Source organism: Nonomuraea sp. NPDC004702 (genome assembly GCF_053601695.1).
Genome location: NZ_JBSGCE010000013.1, coordinates 135475 through 151817, shown reverse-complemented (window position 1 = coordinate 151817; position 16343 = coordinate 135475). Strand labels below are relative to the sequence as shown.

Annotated in this window: 15 protein-coding genes; 5 read left to right on the top strand and 10 right to left on the bottom strand. The window is 74.9% G+C overall.

Translation table 11 applies throughout. The features are described from left to right. Both ACWEJ6_RS18855 and ACWEJ6_RS18850 read left to right on the top strand, forming a co-directional pair. Positions 1 to 987 (top strand): acyl-CoA dehydrogenase family protein, encoded by a 987-nt coding sequence (locus tag ACWEJ6_RS18855; RefSeq protein WP_452424965.1) that lies wholly within the window; start codon positions 1 to 3, stop codon positions 985 to 987. After that, positions 984 to 1796 carry a TIGR03619 family F420-dependent LLM class oxidoreductase gene (locus tag ACWEJ6_RS18850; protein ID WP_452424962.1) on the top strand — a complete coding sequence of 271 codons (813 nt, stop codon included), beginning with the start codon at positions 984 to 986 and terminating at the stop codon, positions 1794 to 1796. The genes ACWEJ6_RS18855 and ACWEJ6_RS18850 overlap by 4 nt, the downstream gene beginning before the upstream one ends. Before the next feature lie 60 nt (positions 1797 to 1856). Here ACWEJ6_RS18850 and ACWEJ6_RS18845 read toward each other — a convergent pair whose 3' ends face one another. The 8 genes from ACWEJ6_RS18845 to ACWEJ6_RS18810 form a co-directional block, all read right to left on the bottom strand. Continuing rightward, positions 1857 to 4034 carry a CHAP domain-containing protein gene (locus tag ACWEJ6_RS18845; protein WP_452424960.1) on the bottom strand — a complete coding sequence of 726 codons (2178 nt, stop codon included), beginning with the start codon at positions 4032 to 4034 and terminating at the stop codon, positions 1857 to 1859. Between the two features lie 267 nt (positions 4035 to 4301). After that, complete coding sequence (locus tag ACWEJ6_RS18840; protein WP_452425034.1) at positions 4302 to 4382, bottom strand: hypothetical protein; 81 nt, start codon at positions 4380 to 4382, stop codon at positions 4302 to 4304. Further along, positions 4345 to 5052: an SDR family NAD(P)-dependent oxidoreductase gene (locus tag ACWEJ6_RS18835; protein WP_452424958.1), complete on the bottom strand. Its 708-nt coding sequence runs from the start codon at positions 5050 to 5052 to the stop codon at positions 4345 to 4347. Before ACWEJ6_RS18835 ends, ACWEJ6_RS18840 begins: the two co-directional genes overlap by 38 nt. Next, positions 5039 to 7108: an acetate--CoA ligase family protein gene (locus tag ACWEJ6_RS18830; protein WP_452424956.1), complete on the bottom strand. Its 2070-nt coding sequence runs from the start codon at positions 7106 to 7108 to the stop codon at positions 5039 to 5041. The genes ACWEJ6_RS18835 and ACWEJ6_RS18830 overlap by 14 nt, the downstream gene beginning before the upstream one ends. Then, positions 7105 to 8619 carry a class I adenylate-forming enzyme family protein gene (locus ACWEJ6_RS18825; protein WP_452424954.1) on the bottom strand — a complete coding sequence of 505 codons (1515 nt, stop codon included), beginning with the start codon at positions 8617 to 8619 and terminating at the stop codon, positions 7105 to 7107. The genes ACWEJ6_RS18830 and ACWEJ6_RS18825 overlap by 4 nt, the downstream gene beginning before the upstream one ends. 16 nt (positions 8620 to 8635) lie before the next feature. After that, a complete protein-coding gene (locus ACWEJ6_RS18820) occupies positions 8636 to 8959 on the bottom strand; it encodes a VOC family protein (RefSeq protein WP_358000513.1) in 324 nt (107 codons plus the stop codon). Beyond that, positions 8956 to 9318, bottom strand: coding sequence for a Zn-ribbon domain-containing OB-fold protein (locus ACWEJ6_RS18815; RefSeq protein ID WP_387681867.1), 363 nt, complete (start codon positions 9316 to 9318; stop codon positions 8956 to 8958). The genes ACWEJ6_RS18820 and ACWEJ6_RS18815 overlap by 4 nt, the downstream gene beginning before the upstream one ends. A 316-nt stretch (positions 9319 to 9634) precedes the next feature. After that, on the bottom strand, positions 9635 to 11479 hold the full coding sequence (locus ACWEJ6_RS18810; protein ID WP_452424951.1) for a protein kinase domain-containing protein: 1845 nt from the start codon (positions 11477 to 11479) through the stop codon (positions 9635 to 9637). A gap of 178 nt (positions 11480 to 11657) precedes the next feature. Here ACWEJ6_RS18810 and ACWEJ6_RS18805 point away from each other — a divergent pair, with 178 nt between their 5' ends. Beyond that, complete coding sequence (locus ACWEJ6_RS18805) at positions 11658 to 12248, top strand: isochorismatase family cysteine hydrolase (RefSeq protein ID WP_352363040.1); 591 nt, start codon at positions 11658 to 11660, stop codon at positions 12246 to 12248. Next, positions 12248 to 12985: an SDR family NAD(P)-dependent oxidoreductase gene (locus ACWEJ6_RS18800; RefSeq protein WP_364340518.1), complete on the top strand. Its 738-nt coding sequence runs from the start codon at positions 12248 to 12250 to the stop codon at positions 12983 to 12985. The genes ACWEJ6_RS18805 and ACWEJ6_RS18800 overlap by 1 nt, the downstream gene beginning before the upstream one ends. Positions 12986 to 12999: 14 nt before the next feature. On the opposite strand, the gene ACWEJ6_RS18795 is transcribed toward ACWEJ6_RS18800, so the two are convergent. Further along, positions 13000 to 14202 carry a serine hydrolase domain-containing protein gene (locus ACWEJ6_RS18795; protein WP_452424948.1) on the bottom strand — a complete coding sequence of 401 codons (1203 nt, stop codon included), beginning with the start codon at positions 14200 to 14202 and terminating at the stop codon, positions 13000 to 13002. 29 nt (positions 14203 to 14231) lie between these two features. Between ACWEJ6_RS18795 and ACWEJ6_RS18790 the strand changes: the two genes are divergently transcribed. After that, positions 14232 to 15140: a cyclase family protein gene (locus ACWEJ6_RS18790; protein WP_452424946.1), complete on the top strand. Its 909-nt coding sequence runs from the start codon at positions 14232 to 14234 to the stop codon at positions 15138 to 15140. Between the two features lie 10 nt (positions 15141 to 15150). On the opposite strand, the gene ACWEJ6_RS18785 is transcribed toward ACWEJ6_RS18790, so the two are convergent. Next, positions 15151 to 16284, bottom strand: a complete 1134-nt coding sequence (locus tag ACWEJ6_RS18785) for a cytochrome P450 (RefSeq protein WP_452424944.1) — start codon at positions 16282 to 16284, stop codon at positions 15151 to 15153. Between the last annotated feature and the right edge of the window lie 59 nt (positions 16285 to 16343).

Below are 16343 nucleotides of genomic sequence, written 5' to 3'. Positions count from 1 at the left end.
ATGCACTTCGCCTTCACCGACGAGCAACTCGCCCTGGGGGCGACCGTCCGCGACGTGCTGCGGGCGCACTGCCCGCCCGGCGCGCTGCGGACCGAACGCCGTCCCGCCTGGGACCGGCTGGCCGAGCTGGGGTTCTTCGGGCTGCTGCTGCCGCCGGAGCTCGACGGGCTCGGGCTCGGGCTGACCGACGTGCTGCCCGCGGTCGAGGAGACCGGGCGGGCCTGCCTGCCGGGGCCGGTGGTCGAGACGGCGGTGGCGGCGGCGTTCCTGACGCCCTTCCTGGCGCCCGAGGCGGCCAAGCTGGCCTCGGGCGGGGTGTGCGTGGGGGTGCTGCTGCCGGGGGAGGCGTACATGGCCGACGCCGATCTCGCCGACGTGCTCGTCGTGGCGCGTACGGGGGAGGGGGTGCGGGTGCTGGCGGGGCACGAGGCGCGGCTCACCGCTGTGCCCGGCGTGGATCCGTGCCGGCCGTTGTTCGACGTCGCCTTCGAAGCGTCCGGACATGCCGATCCCGGCGCGGACCGGGTGGCGCTCGCGGCGCGGGCCGTCGCGGTGGCGACCGCCGCCCAGCTGATCGGGGTCGCGCGGGAGCTGCTCGCGGTCTCGGTGTCGTACGCGGGGGTCAGGAGGCAGTTCGGCGCGGCGATCGGGTCCTTCCAGGCCGTCCGGCACCGGCTCGCCGACGTGGCGGTCGCCGTCGAGTTCGCCGCGCCGCTGGTGCACCGCGCGGCGCTGTCCGTCGACCGGGACGCGCCCACGGCCGGACGGGACGCCGGCGCCGCCAAGGCCGCGGCGGGCGAGGCGGCGACGCTGGCCGCCCGCGTCGCCCTGCAGACCCACGGCGCGATCGGCTACACCGAGGAGCTGGACCTGCGGTTCTGGCTCGCGCGGGCCTGGTCCCTGTCGGCCGCGCACGGCACCACCGCCGCCCACCGCGAACACGTCCGCGCCTGCCTGGGCACCCGCGACCTGCGGAGGTATCCGTGAAGTACGGCGTGCCGCTGGGCCTGCTGCACCCGGACGCCTGGAAGGACGTGGCCGTGGCCGCCGACGAGCTGGGGTTCGAGTCGGTGTGGCTGCCCGAGCACCTGGTGTTCGCCACCGACCTGTCGCTCGCCGTCTACCCGGGCACCGAGGACCCCGGCATCAAGCCGACGACCCCGCTGTTCGACGCCCCGGCCTACCTGTGCTGGCTGGCCGGGCTCACCACCCGCGTCCGGCTCGGCACCGCCGTGCACCTGCTGGCGCTGCGCCACCCGTTCGTCTCGGCCCGCGCCTTCGCCACCCTGGACGTGGTGTCGGACGGACGGGCGATCTGCGGCGTGGGCGCGGGCTGGTACCGCGGGGAGTGGGCGGCGGCCGGGCTGCCCTTCGAGACCCGCGGCGCCCGCCTGGACGAGGTGATCGAGATCGTCCGGCGGCTCTGGACCGAACCCGTGGTCGCCCATTCCGGACGGTTCTACCGGTTCCCGGAGGTCGCCTTCGAGCCCAAGCCCGTGCAGGGACGGCTGCCGGTGCTGGCCGGCGGGGAGTCGGCGGCGGCGCTGCGCCGGGCGTCCCGGCTGTGCGACGGGTGGATCAGCATGCCGCACACGGTCGAGTCCATCAGGCCGCAGCTGGCGCGGCTGGGGGCGGGGGTGCCGGTCACGGCGCACGCGTACGCGCTGGGCTCTCCCGGGGAGGTGGCCGCCTGGGCGGAGCTGGGGGTGGAACGGCTGATCGTCCGGCCGTGGACGCGCAGCCGGGACGCGGTCACCCGCCTGGCCGCCTTCGCCGCCGACTACGACGTGACCTGACCCCGCCGGGCGCCGCCCGCCCGGCCCTCCCCGGCATCCCGCCGCCCCGGCGGGCCGTCCTCAGGCGGGCTGACGTCCCCAGTCGGGGGTGCTGACGATCTCGCGGGTGGGGGTGCGGTGACGGCGGCCGCGCAGAGGGGCGTCCTGGACGAAGGCGTCGATGGTGCTCGTGCCGCCGGACTGCTGGCGCGGGCCTCGCGGGTGCTGCGAGACCGCGGTCCCGGCAGCCCCGGCGGTTACGGCGGTTCCGGCGCGACGGTGGCGGCGGCCGCGCGGGACGGAATCGGCGGTGAACTCGTCCATGAAGAAGGGGTGCTCGGAGGCGTACGCGTCCAGGAGCGGCTCGCTGCGGCGGCGACGGCCCTGGTACGTCGCGCCGATCCCGGACGCCTGGGCGGCCCGCGGCGTCGTCCTCGTCCGGGCGGTCACCTCGGCGCCCGGGCGGGGGCTGGGGGAGAAGGCGCTGAACGTGCTCGTCGCCGGAGGCAGCGAGATCGGCACCATCGGGCCGGTGTCGAACATGGGCTCGAAGGGCGCCGTGTCGGGGGCGGGCCGGAACGAGGCGCTGTCCAGCCGCCGCGGCGGGGCCATCCGGTCGGTGAACGGCTCGAACGCGTCCACACCGGCCGCGACCTCGCCGCCCGCGGGGCCGAACTCGGGGACGGGGGCGGCGAACTCGAAGGTACGGTTCCTGCCGGCCTCGAAAGAGCCCGCGCCAAGCTCGGAGCGGCCGCCCTGACCGGTCTCGGGAGAGACGGCCGCGCGTTCGAAGCCGCCTTCCCGGCCGGTCTCGGAGCCGCCTTCCCGGCCGGTGCCGGGGGAGCCTGCGGCGAGTTCGAAGCGGTGCCTCCGGCCGGTCTCGTGCGAGGCGGCCGCGCGTTCGAGGCCCGTGCCGGAAGGAGTGGTGGTGAGTTGGAAGGGGTCGGCGGGGTCGGCGGTGGTCCGCAGCGCGGAGGGCCGGGTGTGCTCGTGGCGCGTCTCCGCGGGACGGCGGCGACGCCGGTGGCGTGAGGGGGCGGCGTGGGTGCCGCGCCTGGAACGCGTCCCGGGAAGGGGCACGGCGACGGGCACGGGAACAGGCAGAGCGACGGGCACGGCGATGCCGGCAGTGACGCCCGTGGCGATGCCGGCAGTGACCCCCGCGGTGACACCCGCGCTGACGCCCGTGGAGGTGCTCTCTGCCGAGGTGACGCTCAGAGCGGCGGTGCTCAGAGTGACGCCTTCCCTCGCGGAGAGGGTCGCGGCGGCGCGTACGCGGGCGGCCTTCGCCGAGGCGGTCGCCGGGCGGAGGCGGCTCTGGCGGGTCTTCGCCAGGGCGACGAGCGCCAGCGCGGCGATCAGCGCGGACCCGACCAGCGACGGGGAGCCGATCGCGGGGATCGAGCCGGTCGAGGAGGCGTCCACGAGCGTGGGAAGGGGCTCGGCGGTGGCGGACGTGGTGTCGGCGGTCGTCGCCTTGGCGTGCTTGGACTTCTGTCCCGACTTCCCGGCCGCCGCCGTCGGCACGGGCGCCGCCCCCGTCGCCGGCGAGGCGGACGCGGACGGCGCGGCGGGGGACGCCGGAGGCGAGGACGCCGTGGTCCTGGCGGGCTTGTCGGACTCGGCCTTCGGACGCGCGGCGAGCGGGGCCTCGACGGCGCGCTCCTGCTCGACGTGCGGGATCAGGGAGCTGAGCGAGTCGGCGGGGAGCTGGAGCGTTCCCACGTCGGTGCCGGGCCTGGCGGGCGTCGCCGCCTGCTCGTCGGCCCGCTGCTGGGCCGCCTCCTCGTCGAGACGGGCCTTGATGCGCTCGGGGTAGCCGTACCCGACGACCTTGCTGGTGTCGCGCTCCTTGCGCTTGGCGACGCCGCCGTCGATGTTGCCCTCGATGGTGAAGATCGTGTCGCCCTCGACCCGCGTGACGATGCCGACGTGGTCGATATTGTCGATCTTGCCGGTGCCGCTCCAGTCGTAGAAGACGAGCGCGCCGGGCTTGGGCGTCTTCCCCCAGGCATCCTGCGCCTTGAACCATTCGGCGTGCCGTACGGTCCAGGCGAACTGCCCGATCCACTCCTGGTAGCCGAGCTTGTGCGCGGCCCAGGAGAGGTACATGTCACACCAGGGTGCGGCGGAGTAGTCGGCGTCGAACTCGACGGTCTTGCCGTACCAGTCGCCGAACTTGGTGTACGCACCGGCCTTCTCGGCGTAGCCGAGCTGGCTCTCCAGCAGGTCGATGTACTTCTGCATCTCGGGCGTCATGGAAGTATGGGGGAACCTTCCGGTCAAGATCCGGATTTATCCACACATACTCGGGTACACGGGGGTAACCCGGGACATGTGTGGCAAAACCGGAAACCTGTAGTCTTCCGTGCGGTGCGAGGTTACCGCTTCGTGACCAAGGTCAAGCACGCCCCAAGAGAAGGCAAAGACATCACCGGGCGCATAACCGCAGCTCAACCAAGCTGGCGGACCGGCCCAGGGTGGGTGATTTAACAGGAAAAGGCGCGCGTGTCGCGCCCAGCGGGCCTAGTAACCGGCCCCGGTGAGCAACCCTCCGTCCACCGTGAACTCACTCCCCGTGCAGTAGCTGGCCCGGTCCGAGGCCAGGAACGCGACCACGTGCGAGACCTCCACCGGCTTCGCGAACCGCTTGATTGACCATGGACTTCACGAACGCCTCCGCGTCCACCTCGGCCATCAGGTCCGGGTTCACCGCCATCGCCGTGTTGATCGCCCCCGGATGCACCGAGTTCACCCGGATTCTGAACCGGGCCAGCTCCCGCGCGGCCGACTTGGTCAGCCCGCGCACCGCGAACTTCGAGGCCGCGTACGCCGACAACCCCTCCGCCCCGACGAACCCCTCGATCGAGGAGATGTTCACGATGGCGCCGCGTCCGGCCGCCTTCATGGGCTCGATCACCGACTTGACCCCCAGCCAGGTGCCCTTGAGGTTCACGTCGATCACCCGGTCGAAGTCCTCGGGCGCCATGTCCTGGATGCGGCCGTAGGTGAGGATGCCGGCGTTGTTCACCAGGACGTCGAGCCGGCCGTGCAGCTCCGTGGCCGTGCCGACGGCCCGCCGCCATTCGTCCGGGCTGCGCACGTCGTGCCGCACGTACGCGGCCCCGGTCTCGGCGGCCAGCGCCTTGCCCTCCTCCTCCAGCACGTCGCCGAAGACCACCCGCGCGCCCTCTTCGAGGAACAGGCGCACGTGCGACTCGCCCATGCCCCTGGCCCCGCCCGTGATCAGCGCGACCTTGCCGTCAAGCAGTCCCACGACTACCTCCTGCCGCGACGGCCGCCGCGGCCGCCTCCATGGAGCGGTAGACGGGGACGCCCGCCGCCGCCGCGATCCGCCGTACCTCGTCCTCCACGCCCGCGGGCGCGCACTCGCCGTTCCTGGTGACGAGCGTGATCCTCACCCGCGGCAGTGCCTCCTGCGCGGCGGCCAGCGCCCGCGCGTAGGCGTACAGGGGCTCGGCCGCGTCGCCGTAGGTGAAGAAGCTCTGCACGTTCACGTGGGCGACCACGTCCGCGTAGGGCTCCCGCCGGACGATCGCCCCGATCACCTCCGGCACCAGCCCGGGACGCCCGCGCGGCCCCACCGGCACCTCCAGCGGGTTGCCCGCGGCGGCCAGGCCGAGCCCGTCGAGCACGCCTTCCGGCAGCGGGGCGAGCCGCACCCCGGCCCGGTCGAACGCGTCGGCCGCCAGCACGCCCGCGCCGCCGCTCGGCCCGATCACCAGCACCCGGTCGCCGTCCGTCACGCGGGAGCCGTGCGCCTGGAAGAAGGCCAGCACGCCGATCAGGTCGTCCTGGGAGGAGACCAGCGCCGTGCCGGTCTGGGCCGCGACCGCCGCCCACACCCGCAGGTCGCTCACCATGCCGCCGGTGTGCGAGAGCGCCGCCCGCTGTCCCTGCGAGCTGCGCCCGCCGACCAGCAGCGCCACCGGCAGCCCCGCCGCGCGCAGCGCCTCGTGCAGCTCCCGGCCGCCGCGCGGGTCCTCCAGGTAGAGCCCGACGGCCCGCGTCTCGGGGTCGCGGGCCAGCCAGGACAGCAGCTCGGCTGGGGTCACGTCGGCCGCGTTCCCCACGGTGACGACCCGGCTGAACGCCAGCCCGCGCCGCTCCCCGACCTTGATCACCTCGCCCGCGAGGCCGCCGCTCTGCGAGATCAGCGCGACCGTCCCCGCCGGTCCGACCCCGCCGCCGACGAACGTCTGCCGGCCGCGCGGGCAGTACACGCCCATGCAGTTGGGGCCGAGCAGCCGGGTGCCCGCCGCGCGGGCGGCCGCGGCCAGGTCGCGTTCCAGGTCCGCGCGCCCGGCCTCGCCGAACCCGCCGCTCATCACCTGCACGTACGGGATGCCCGACGCCTGCCGCACGACCTCGGCGCACCGCTCGGCGGGCACCGCCACCAGCGCGTAGTCCACGTCGGCGGCGGCCAGTGACGGCACCGCGGGCACCCCCGCCACCTCGGCGGCCGACGGGTGCACGGCCACCAGCGGCACCCCGGCCGCCCGGTAGAAGTCGAGGAACATGTTCCCGAAGTTCGGCCTGCTCGCCGAGGCGCCGACGACGGCCACCGCGCGGGGCTCGAAGAGCGGCAGGAAGTCGGCCGGCTCGCGGGTGGCGGGCGGGCGCGGCCGGCCGGGCAGGTAGCGCGCGTCCACGGCGGTCACGCCGGAAGGGGTGGCGATGACCGGGTTTAGCTCGAACTCGCCCAGTTCCAGCCGTTCCCACAGGCCGCTGGGGCCGCCGACCGTCATGAGCAGCTTGACGACGGCGTCCACGTCCACGGGCGGGCTGCCGCGGTGGCCGTGGAGGAGGGCCGCGCCGCGCAGCTCGTCCAGCATGAGGCGCGCGTCCCGCTCGGAGATCGGGCAGAGGCGCAGCGCCGTGTCGCGCATCGCCTCCGTCCAGACGCCGCCCAGCCCGGCCAGCAGCACCGGGCCGAACCCCGGGTCGCCGACCAGCCCGACGATCAGCTCCACCCCGGCGGGCGCCTGCTCCTCGACCAGGAACCCCTCCACGTCGAGCCGGGAGCGCATCTCCGCGGCCGCCGCGGCGAGGCCGTCCGCCCGCAGGCCGAGCCGTACGGCCCCCGCCTCCGACTTGTGCACCAGCCCCGGGCCGAACGCCTTCAGCACCAGCGGCTCGGCCAGCTCCCCGGCCGCCGCGAAGTCCAGGTCACGCACCACCACCCCACGCGGCACCGGCACCCCGGCCGCCGCGACCAGCTCCTTGACCTCGTGCTCGCGGGGGGTGCGGGGGGTGTCGTGCGTGTGAGGGGCGCGGGGGAGGTCCCGGTTCCCGTGGTCCTGGGCGCTCACCCGAGCAGGTGCCCGTGCTGCTCGCGGATCCGGCGGCGCAGCAGCTTGCCGGGGCCGCCGGAGGCGTCCTGCGAGTGCGGCAGCTCGCCGGTCACCACGATGTGGTCGGGCCGCTGGTGCGGGGGCAGCGTGTCGGCCAGGGCGAGCGACAGCTTGGCGGCGTCCAGCGACTGCCCGGCGCGCGGCACGACCGCCAGCAGCACCCGCTGCTCGTCCGCCCCCTCGGGGACGCCCACCGCGCCGGCCTCCGCCACGCCGTCCAGCGCCGAGACGGCCTCCTCGATCGTGGCCGGCTGCGTCCACTGGCCGTGCTTGAGTATGGAGTCCTCGCGGCGGCCGAGGACGCGCAGCACGCCGTCGGCCGACAACGTCCCGAGGTCGCCGCCCACGTACCACTCGCCGCGCAGGACGCCGTGGTCCTCCGTGCCGTCGTAGCCCGCCATGCGGTGCGGCCCGGCCAGGTTGATCTCGCCGACCTCGCCGGTCACCGCGGCGCCGGACGGGCCGGTGATCCGTACGGCGTTGCCCGTGCGCGCCCGCCCCGACGACCCGAGCGGCGTCGAGCCGTCGTCCACGCGGCCCATGCACGTGTACGGCGCCTCTGTCTGCCCGTAGTAGGAGTAGACCCCCGCCCCGGGCAGCCTGGCCTTGATCCGGTCGAGCATGGTCGCGGTCAGCGGCTCGCCGCCCAGCATGATCACCTGGATCGACGACAGGTCCACCCCCTCGTGCTCGGACGTCCCCAGCAGCGCCGCGTAGAACGACGGGATCTGCGACACGTGGGTGACCCGTTCGCGTGGCACCACGCGCAGGAAGTTCGCCGGCCCCCAGTCCTGCTCCAGAACCAGGCGCATGCCCGCGTACAGGGCGGGGCCGACGATGGCGGGGAAGCCGATGCCCCAGATGATCGCGCCGGTGCCGAACACCGAGTCGGGGCCGCGCGGCACGTCCAGCCAGATCTGGGCGGTCGCCAGGGAGGAGGCGTGGGTGTGCACGACGGCCTTCGGCAGGCCGGTCGTGCCGGAGGTGTAGTAGAGGGCCAGCGGGTCGTCGTGGAAGCCGCCCAGCGGCGGTTCCTCCTCCAGGCCGCCGGTCAGCTCACCGGCGTCGATCCAGGTGGTGACCTGCGGGAGGGCGTCCCTGATGCCGTCGACCAGGTCGGCGACCGTGGAGTCGTACACGAAGGCCGTGCAGCCGGAGGCGGCCACCACCGCCCGCAGCGTCTCGGCCGGCCAGTACGGGTTGAGCGCCGCCGTCACCGCGCCGATCTTGGCCTGGGCCAGGTAGACCTCGGCGACCAGCAGCGTCTCGTTGAGCAGCGCCGCCACCCGCTGCCCGGCGGTGATCCCGGCCGCCAGCAGCGCGTTCGCCCGGCGGTTGACGGCCCGGTTCAGCTCGTCGTAGGTGAAGCTGCGCTCCCCGCAGTACGTCAGCGCCACCCGGTCGGGCGTGCGCAGCGCTCCCGCGGTCAGGATCGCGTGGCCGTAGTTGCCGTAGGGTGATCGCGCCATGGGGGGTGCCTCCAGGTCAGAGGGGCGAGTAGAGCACGAACGTGTTTCCTGAGGGGTCGCGCAGCACGGCCCGCCTCTCGTGCGGCCCGTCCTCGGGCGCGCGCACCACCTCGGCCCCGCGCGCCGCCATCTCGCGCACCGCGACCGCCACGTCGTCCACCTTGTACGACGGCGCCGCCGACGCGGTGACGTGCTCGGCCGGACCGGCCAGCGCCACGGTGACGCCCCCGCCGTCCAGCGCGGCGAACCGGTCGCCGTCCCTGAACTTCACCGGCAGGCCGTAGAAGGCGATCGCCTCGTCCAGGTCGGCTACGGGGATGAGCACGTTGCCGAGTTTCACACGGGCCTCCAATGCGGCAGATCGTCCACGAACGTCACCCGCACCGGCATCCCGACGCGGACCTCCTCCGGCGCGCACCCCACGACGTGCCCGAACGCGCGCACGCCCTCGTCCAGGTCCACCCACGCCGGCACGTACGGCTCCCGCCCCCGGTAGCCGGGCGCGAACGACCGGTGCACGACGGTGAACGTGTGGACCGTCCCCGTGCCCCTGGCGGGCTCGGCGGCCAGCTCGGCGCCGCCGCACGACGGGCACGACGGCTCGGGCAGGCAGCCGCGGCGGCCGCAGGACACGCAGCGCCGGATCACCAGCTCGCCGCGCGCCCCTGCGGCGCCGGTGGGGGAGGTGTCACCGCTCATCGCTGCCAAGCTAGCGCACGCTTGGTTGCCGAACAAGAGCCCCTGCCCCCACGAAACCGCCCCCGCCGCGCCTGGCCCCGCGCCCATCCCCGCGCCCATCCCCGCGCCCATCCCCGCGCCCATCCCCGCGCCTGGCCTCGCGCCCATCCCCGCGCCCATCCCCGCGCCCGTCCCCGCGCCCGTCCCCGTGCCGGGCCCCACGCCCGCTCCTGTGGTCCGCCCCCCCGCTGGCCGCCCCCGCGCTGAGCCCAGCGCCCGCCCCGCGACCCGCTGTCCGCGCCGCCGCCCGTGCTGCGCCCTCCTCGTGGCCCTGCTCCTAGCGGCCTTCCTGCTCCTGACCGCCGGGCACCAGCCCGCCCTTCCCCGAGTGGGAGTCCGCCGGGGAGGCGGCCTCCGTGGGATGTGCGGTCGCCGGGTAGGTCGCCGCCGGCGTGGGATGCGCCACGGGCTGCCCGGCGGTCGGGGACGCGGTGCCGGTCGGGGTGGCCGGGCCGGAGCGGGTCGGCGGTGGGGCGGTGCAGGCGGGGCCGTCCACCGCGACCTCGCTCACCTGCGGCCCGTTGACCGCCGCCGGCTCGGTCATGACGACGATCCCGAGGTAGGCCCGCACCCCGCAGTCCACGCTCCCGGGATCGTGCCGGACCCCGCTGGTGTAGGCGGTGCTGCCGCGCAACGTGAGGGTCTCCCGCCGCACGGTGGTGACCGGCCCGTCGCCGAGCCGCCGCGTGTACGCGATCCGCAGCCGCACCGGCCCCGTGCCGTCCGCGGACACCCTGATCGCGCCCGCCGAGCCGCTCCACCGCGCGATGCTCGCCTCCCGTACGGCGGGCGGCGGCAGGGCGGTCCCGCTCTGCGCCCGCGTCGGCACCGTTGGAGGCACCGTCGGAGGCGCCGTCGGAGGCGCTGTCGGTGGCGTTGTCGGGGGTGCGGCACTCGTGGGCGCGGGCGGGCCGGTCGAGACGTGCGGCCCGCCGGTGGCGGCGGGCGGGGACGCGCTGCCGCGGGCCGTGGCGGGCGTGCTCCTGCGGGGCGTCGGCGTGTGGGCGTCGACCGGCGCCGGGTTCAGCTCGCCCGGCGGCTTCGGCTGCGGCATCAGGATCGTGCCCGCCCCCGGCGACAGCCGTCCGCCGGAGATCACGAGGGCGATCGCCACGGCGACCACCGTCGCGCCCGCCACCCACAGGTGCGGCGGCAGCGCGGGCAGCCGGACCGCCCGCCCGCGGATCCCGGCGCGCGGCCGGCCCGGGGCGCGGGCGTCCTGCTCGGTCCTGGCCGCCAGCGGGAAGCGCAGGGCCAGCAGCGTGGCCAGCTCGGCGAGCCGGCGGCGGCCGCGCTGCTCCCAGTCGGGCCCGTATCCTGCGACGGCGTCCTCCTCCAGCTCGGCCGCGAACTGGCGGGCCGAGGCGTACCGGACCGCCGGGTCCTTCGCCAGCCCGCGCCTGAGCAGGTCGCGCAGGGCGTCCGGGACCACCTCCAGCGGCACCGGCGCCGCCAGGTGCAGCTCCCGCAGGGCCGCGACGTCCAGCTCGCCGTCCCCGCCGTTCCCGCCCTCCTTGTACGCGCGGTAGGGCGGCCGCCCCCTGACCGCCTCGAACAGCACGCAGGCCGCCGCGTACAGGTCGGCCGGCGGCCCGGCCCGTCCCTGCGTCCACAGCTCCGGCGACATGTACGCCGGGCTCCCCGCCGGCACCCCCGGCTCCTCGGCGTGCACGACCACCCCGAAGTCGGCCAGCTTGCTCGTGCCGTCCGCCTGGACCAGGACGTTCTCCGGCTTGACGTCCCGGTGCGGCACGCCCTTCTCGTGCACGGCGGCCAGGGCGGCGAGGATGCCCTTGAGCAGCACCAGGGCCGCCTCCGGGGCCGTCCGGCCGTGCTCGGCCAGCAGTGTGCGCAGCGAGACGCCGTCCACCAGCTCCATGACGACGGCGGCCCGGGCCGGGGTCTCGACGTACTCGTAGAGGCGGACCACGTTGGGGTCGTCGAGCTCGACGAGCTGATGGGCGTCGGCCCTGAAGCGGTCCATGAACTCGGGGTCCCTGCGCAGGGTGGCGTTCAGGTACTTGATCGCGACGTAGGCGCCGGTGGACTGGTAGGTGGCGAGGAACACGCGGCCGGTGCGGCCCGCGCCGAGCTGACGAACTTCACGGTAACCAGGGACCAAGTCCAACCCCCATCAGCCATGCCGTCGTGCATTCGACGGTCTCACCCGGGGTGTGGGTTGTCACGTCTGGAGAAATTTCGCCCTTTGTGATGAAAGGTGACGTCCGGTGAGGCCGTGGGGGCGGTGTTATGCTGTGGCGAACCCAAGCAAGCGCTCGGCTAAATGACGGAGGGTGCGGGTGGAGCGGTCGGCCGTGCTGGTGATGGAGATGCAGCGGGGAGTCGTCGGCGACCTCACGAAATTTCCGGATTTGGTGGCGGCCTGCGCCCGTCACGACGTCGTCCCCAACGCCGCCCGCGTCCTGCGCACGGCCCGAGCGGCCGGTCTCCCGGTGATCCACTGCACGGCCGCCTTCCGGCCGGACCGGGCGGGCTCGCACACCGGCAACTGCCCGTTCATCGTCTCCCTGCTCAAGGACCCCGCGCACATGCTGGAGGGCACGCCCGCCGTGGAGGTGCTGCCCGAGCTGCGCGAGGACGGCGACCTGGAGAGCCGGCGGCACCACGGGTTCTCGCCGTTCACCGGCACCTCGCTGGACATGACGCTGCGCTCCCTCGGCGTCTCGTCCGTGGTCGCGATGGGGGTCTCGCTCAACCTGGGCATCCCGGGGCTGGCGCTGGAGGCGGTCAATCTCGGCTACCGGGTGACGGTGGTGCGGGACGCCGTGGCCGGGATCCCCGAGGACTACGCCAAGGCCGTCCTGCGCAACACGATCGGCCTGCTGGCCACCCGCGTCGCCGCCGCCGACCTCGTCCGGGCGTGGACGTGATGGACGGCCTGCGCCTCGACGGCCGCGTCGCCGTCGTCACCGGGGGAGCGGGCGCGATCGGCACGGCCGTCGCGACCGATCTCGCCGCGCTCGGGGCCCGCGTCACCGTCGCCGACGTGGACCTGCCGGGCGCCCGCCGGACGGCCGCGGCGCTGCCCGGGGCGCGGGCGCTGGCCGTGGACCTGGCCTCGCCCGCCTCCGTCGAGGCGTTCTGCGCCGAGGCCGGGCCCGTGGACGTGCTCGTGCACAACGCCGGGGTGTCGGTCGTGCAGCCGTTCACGGCGAGCGACCCGGCGGACTGGGACCTCATGTGGCAGGTCAACCTGCGCGGCCCGATGCTCATGACCAAGCTGCTGTTGCCCGGCATGACGGCCAGGGGCTGGGGACGGCTGGTGTTCGTCTCCTCCGACGGCGCCAGGGCCGGCTCGGGCGGCGAGGGCGCGTACGCGGCCACCAAGGCGGGCCTGTTCGGCCTGGCCAAGACGCTCGCCCGGGAGGCCGCGAGGGGCGGGGTGACCTCGAACGTCGTCTGCCCCGGGCCGACCGACACCCCGATGCTCCGGCGGATCTCCGAGGCCGAGCCGGGGCTCGTGGACAAGATCGCCAAAGGGATCCCGCTGCGCCGGCTGGGCACGCCCGCCGACGTCGCGGGGCTGATCGCCTACCTGTGCACCGACCGCGCCGCCTACATCACCGGCCAGACGCTGTCGGTGAGCGGCGGCGTGACCATGCAGTGACGCGCGCCGTGAGGTCACAGGGAGCGGTAGACGGCCTCGATCAGGCGCAGGCCGCGCAGGTTGCCGGTGAGGCTGTCGGCCATCCGGTTCATCACGTACCCGAAGGCGAGCCCGCGGGCGGGGTCGCCCATGCCGAGCGAACCGCCCATCCCCGAGTGGCCGAACGCGGTCGCCGACGGCATCGGGAACGTGAACGACGGGCGCATGTAGCCGAGGCCGAACGCGGTATCCATGAACAGCACGCGGTCGGGGCCGCTGACGCGGGGGCGCAGGGCGTCCTGGAGGGTCGCGGAGCTCAGCAGGTCGCCGCCGACCAGCGCGCGGTAGAACCCGGCCAGGCCCTTGGCGGTGGTGACGACCCCGGCGGCGGGCCATCCGGCGCGCAGGATCACCGGGTTGTTCGCGCCGCCTTCGAGCAGGCGGATGGCCGGGTTGCCGAGCGCCCGGTTCATCAGGCTGCCGGGATCGAGCACCGCCCGGCCCATCTCACCCAGCAGATCCCGCCCGCCTCCGGCCCCCGGCCCGGTCCCTCCGCCGGTGGGAGCGGGGTTCTGGGAGGCGGGGGCGGGGTTCTCGGGATTGGGGCGGGGGCGGGTGGGGGCCTTGAGGCGGGCGGCGCGGGGGATCACGTCGTCGGGCGCGCCGACCCACAGGTCCAGCCCCAGCGGCCCGGCGATCTCCGCCGCCACCAGCTCGCCCACCGACTTCCCGGTGACCCGCCGCACCACCTCCCCGACCAGGAAGCCGTACGTCAGCGCGTGGTACCCGTGCGCCGTCCCCGGCTCCCACAGGGGCGTCTGACCGGCGAGCCGGGCCGCGATGGCCGGCAGGTCCTCGAACTCCGCCACCGGCACGGGCGTCTCGATCACCGGCAGCCCGCAGGAGTGCGTCAGCACGTGCTCGACCGTGACCGCCTCCTTGCCCCCGGCGGCGAACTCCGGCCACACGTCGGCGACCGGCGCCCGCACGTCCACCAGCCCCCGCTCGGCGAGCCGCAGCAGCACGGTGGCCGCCACCGCCTTCGTGCACGAGTACGCGAAGGCCGGGGTGTCCGCCTCCCAGGCGCGTCCCGTGTGCCGGTCGGCGACGCCGTCCCACAGGTCCACGACCAGCTCGCCGTCGAGGTGGACGGCCACCGCCGCGCCCAGCTCCTCGCCCTCGGCGAAGTTCCGCTCGAACGCCTCGCGCACGCGGGAGAACCGGGGATCGCAGTACATCAGACCTCCGCAGGAAAGGAAGCGCTTACTTGGTGCACGAGCCTAACAACTGGGGACGATTCGGCCCAGACGATCAGCGGGGCACCCTCAACCTGCTGACCCCCGCCGTCGTCCTGGAGGCCCTGCGCAGCGCCGTCACGGGCGAGGTGCTGAGCCTGGCCATGCCGATCAGGGGGGCCACCTCCTCGGCGGCCCCCACGACCGTCCCCCACCTGCGGGGCCGCCCGCTGCCGCAGCACTTCATGTCCGTGGACGGCGGCGACTACGCCGCGGGCGTCCGGCCGGTCGGCGACGGCCTGCGGGTGGCCGACGACGCCCTGCTGGTCAGCCACCACGGCACCACCACCCACATGGACGCGCTGTGCCACATGTGGACCGGCGACCGGCTCTACAACGGCCACCCGGCCGCCCGCGTCCGCTCCTACGGCGCCACCAGGTGCGGGATCGAGCACGTCGGCGGCGTGGTGGCCAGGGGGGTGCTGTTCGACGTGCCCCGGCGGCTCGGGCTGGACCACCTGCCGGCGGACTTCCGGATCCCGGCCGGGCTGCTCCAGGAGATCGCCACGCCGCGCCCCGGCGACGTCGCGGTGGTCCGTACGGGATGGCCGCTGGTGTGGCAGCGGTCGCACGAGGAGTACTGGGCGGGGCAGCCGGGGCTGTCGGCCGAGGCCGGCGCCTGGCTGGCCGCCCACGACGTGTCGGCGGTGGCCTGCGACAACGCCGCCGTGGGCGGCCTGAACGAACACCAGCTCGCCGACGAGTGCGCCGCCGACGACCTGCACCTCATCCTGCTCCACCGGCACGGCGTGCACCTGGTCGAGATGTTGTGGCTGGAGGAGCTGGGCGCGGCCGGACGGACGGAGTTCGTCTTCGTGGCCGCGCCGCTGCGCATCGAGGGAGGCACCGGCAGCCCGATCACCCCGCTCGCCGTCCTGTGAGCGCGCCGGGTCACCAGGTGACGGGCAGGCTCCGGACGCCGTACACCGAGGCGTCGTGCTTGACCGGCACCTCGGCCGCCGGCACGGCCAGCCGCAGGCCCGGGAAGCGCTCGAACAGCGCCCGGTAGCCGATCCGCAGCTCGATCCTGGCGAGCTGCTGGCCGAGGCACTGGTGCACCCCGTGCCCGAAGGCCAGGTGGCGGCGCGCCTCCGGACGGTCCGGAAGCAGCCGGTCGGGGTCGGCGTACACGGCGGGGTCGCGGTTGATAACGGGCAGGGACAGGGCCACGGTCTCACCCGCCCTGACCGTCACGCCGGCCACCTCCACGTCCTCCAGCGCGGCCCTGGACGGCGCGCCGAGATGCAGGATCGACAACCAGCGCAGCAGCTCCTCGACCGCGCCGTCCCCGTCCGGGCGCCCGTGCTCCAGCAGCGCGAACACGCCCAGCGCCAGCATGTTCGCCGTGGTCTCGTGGCCCGCCACCAGCAGGATCACCGCGAGTCCGGCGAGCTCGTCGTCGTCGAGCTCGCCGGTCAGGTCGCTGATCAGGCCGTCGTCCGGCTCCACGCGCCTGCGGCGGGCCAGGTCGCGCAGGTAGCCGGTCAGCTCGGCGAGCGCCCCCGCGCCGTCCGCGCCGAAGGTGACGAGCCGGGCGCTGAGCTCCTGGAACCAGTCGTGCTCGGCGTACGGGACGCCGAGCAGCTCGCAGATGACCAGCGACGGGATCGGCAGCGCGTACGCCGTCACGAGGTCGGCCGGCGGCCCAGCGGCGGCCATGGCGTCGAGGTGGTCGGCGGCGATGCGCTCGATCCGCGGTTCGAGCAGGCGCATCCTGCGCAGCGTGAACCGGCCGGTGAGCAGCCGGCGGTAGCGGGTGTGCTCCGGCGGGTCCAAGGCCGCGAAGAAGCCCGGCGGCGCGGGGGCGCCGAGCCCGGCGGGGCCCCCGGGCGAGGCCCGGTGCTTGAGCTCCTGCCGGGCGCTGAACCGGGGATCGCCCAGCACCGCGCGGGCGGCCTCGGCGGTGGTCGCCAGCCAGCCGAGATGGCCGTCGGCGAGCTCCAGACGGCTCATCGCCGGAAGGCCCGCCAGCCCGGCCGGGGGATCGAAAGGGCATTCCGCAGGACGTTCGATGGGAAGTCGCATAATTGTGAGAGTAGACTCTCAATTGCGAGTTGTATAGCACGATCGGGAACGTCACGGGC

Coding starts and splice junctions, on each gene's coding strand:
- ACWEJ6_RS18800 (WP_364340518.1), top strand. CDS start 12,248: ATGGACGGCCTGCGCCTCGACGGCCGCGTCGCCGTCGTCACCGGGGGA.
- ACWEJ6_RS18825 (WP_452424954.1), bottom strand. CDS start 8,619: ATGGCGCGATCACCCTACGGCAACTACGGCCACGCGATCCTGACCGCG.
- ACWEJ6_RS18845 (WP_452424960.1), bottom strand. CDS start 4,034: ATGACGCCCGAGATGCAGAAGTACATCGACCTGCTGGAGAGCCAGCTC.
- ACWEJ6_RS18855 (WP_452424965.1), top strand. CDS start 1: ATGCACTTCGCCTTCACCGACGAGCAACTCGCCCTGGGGGCGACCGTC.
- ACWEJ6_RS18785 (WP_452424944.1), bottom strand. CDS start 16,284: ATGCGACTTCCCATCGAACGTCCTGCGGAATGCCCTTTCGATCCCCCG.
- ACWEJ6_RS18795 (WP_452424948.1), bottom strand. CDS start 14,202: ATGTACTGCGATCCCCGGTTCTCCCGCGTGCGCGAGGCGTTCGAGCGG.
- ACWEJ6_RS18815 (WP_387681867.1), bottom strand. CDS start 9,318: ATGAGCGGTGACACCTCCCCCACCGGCGCCGCAGGGGCGCGCGGCGAG.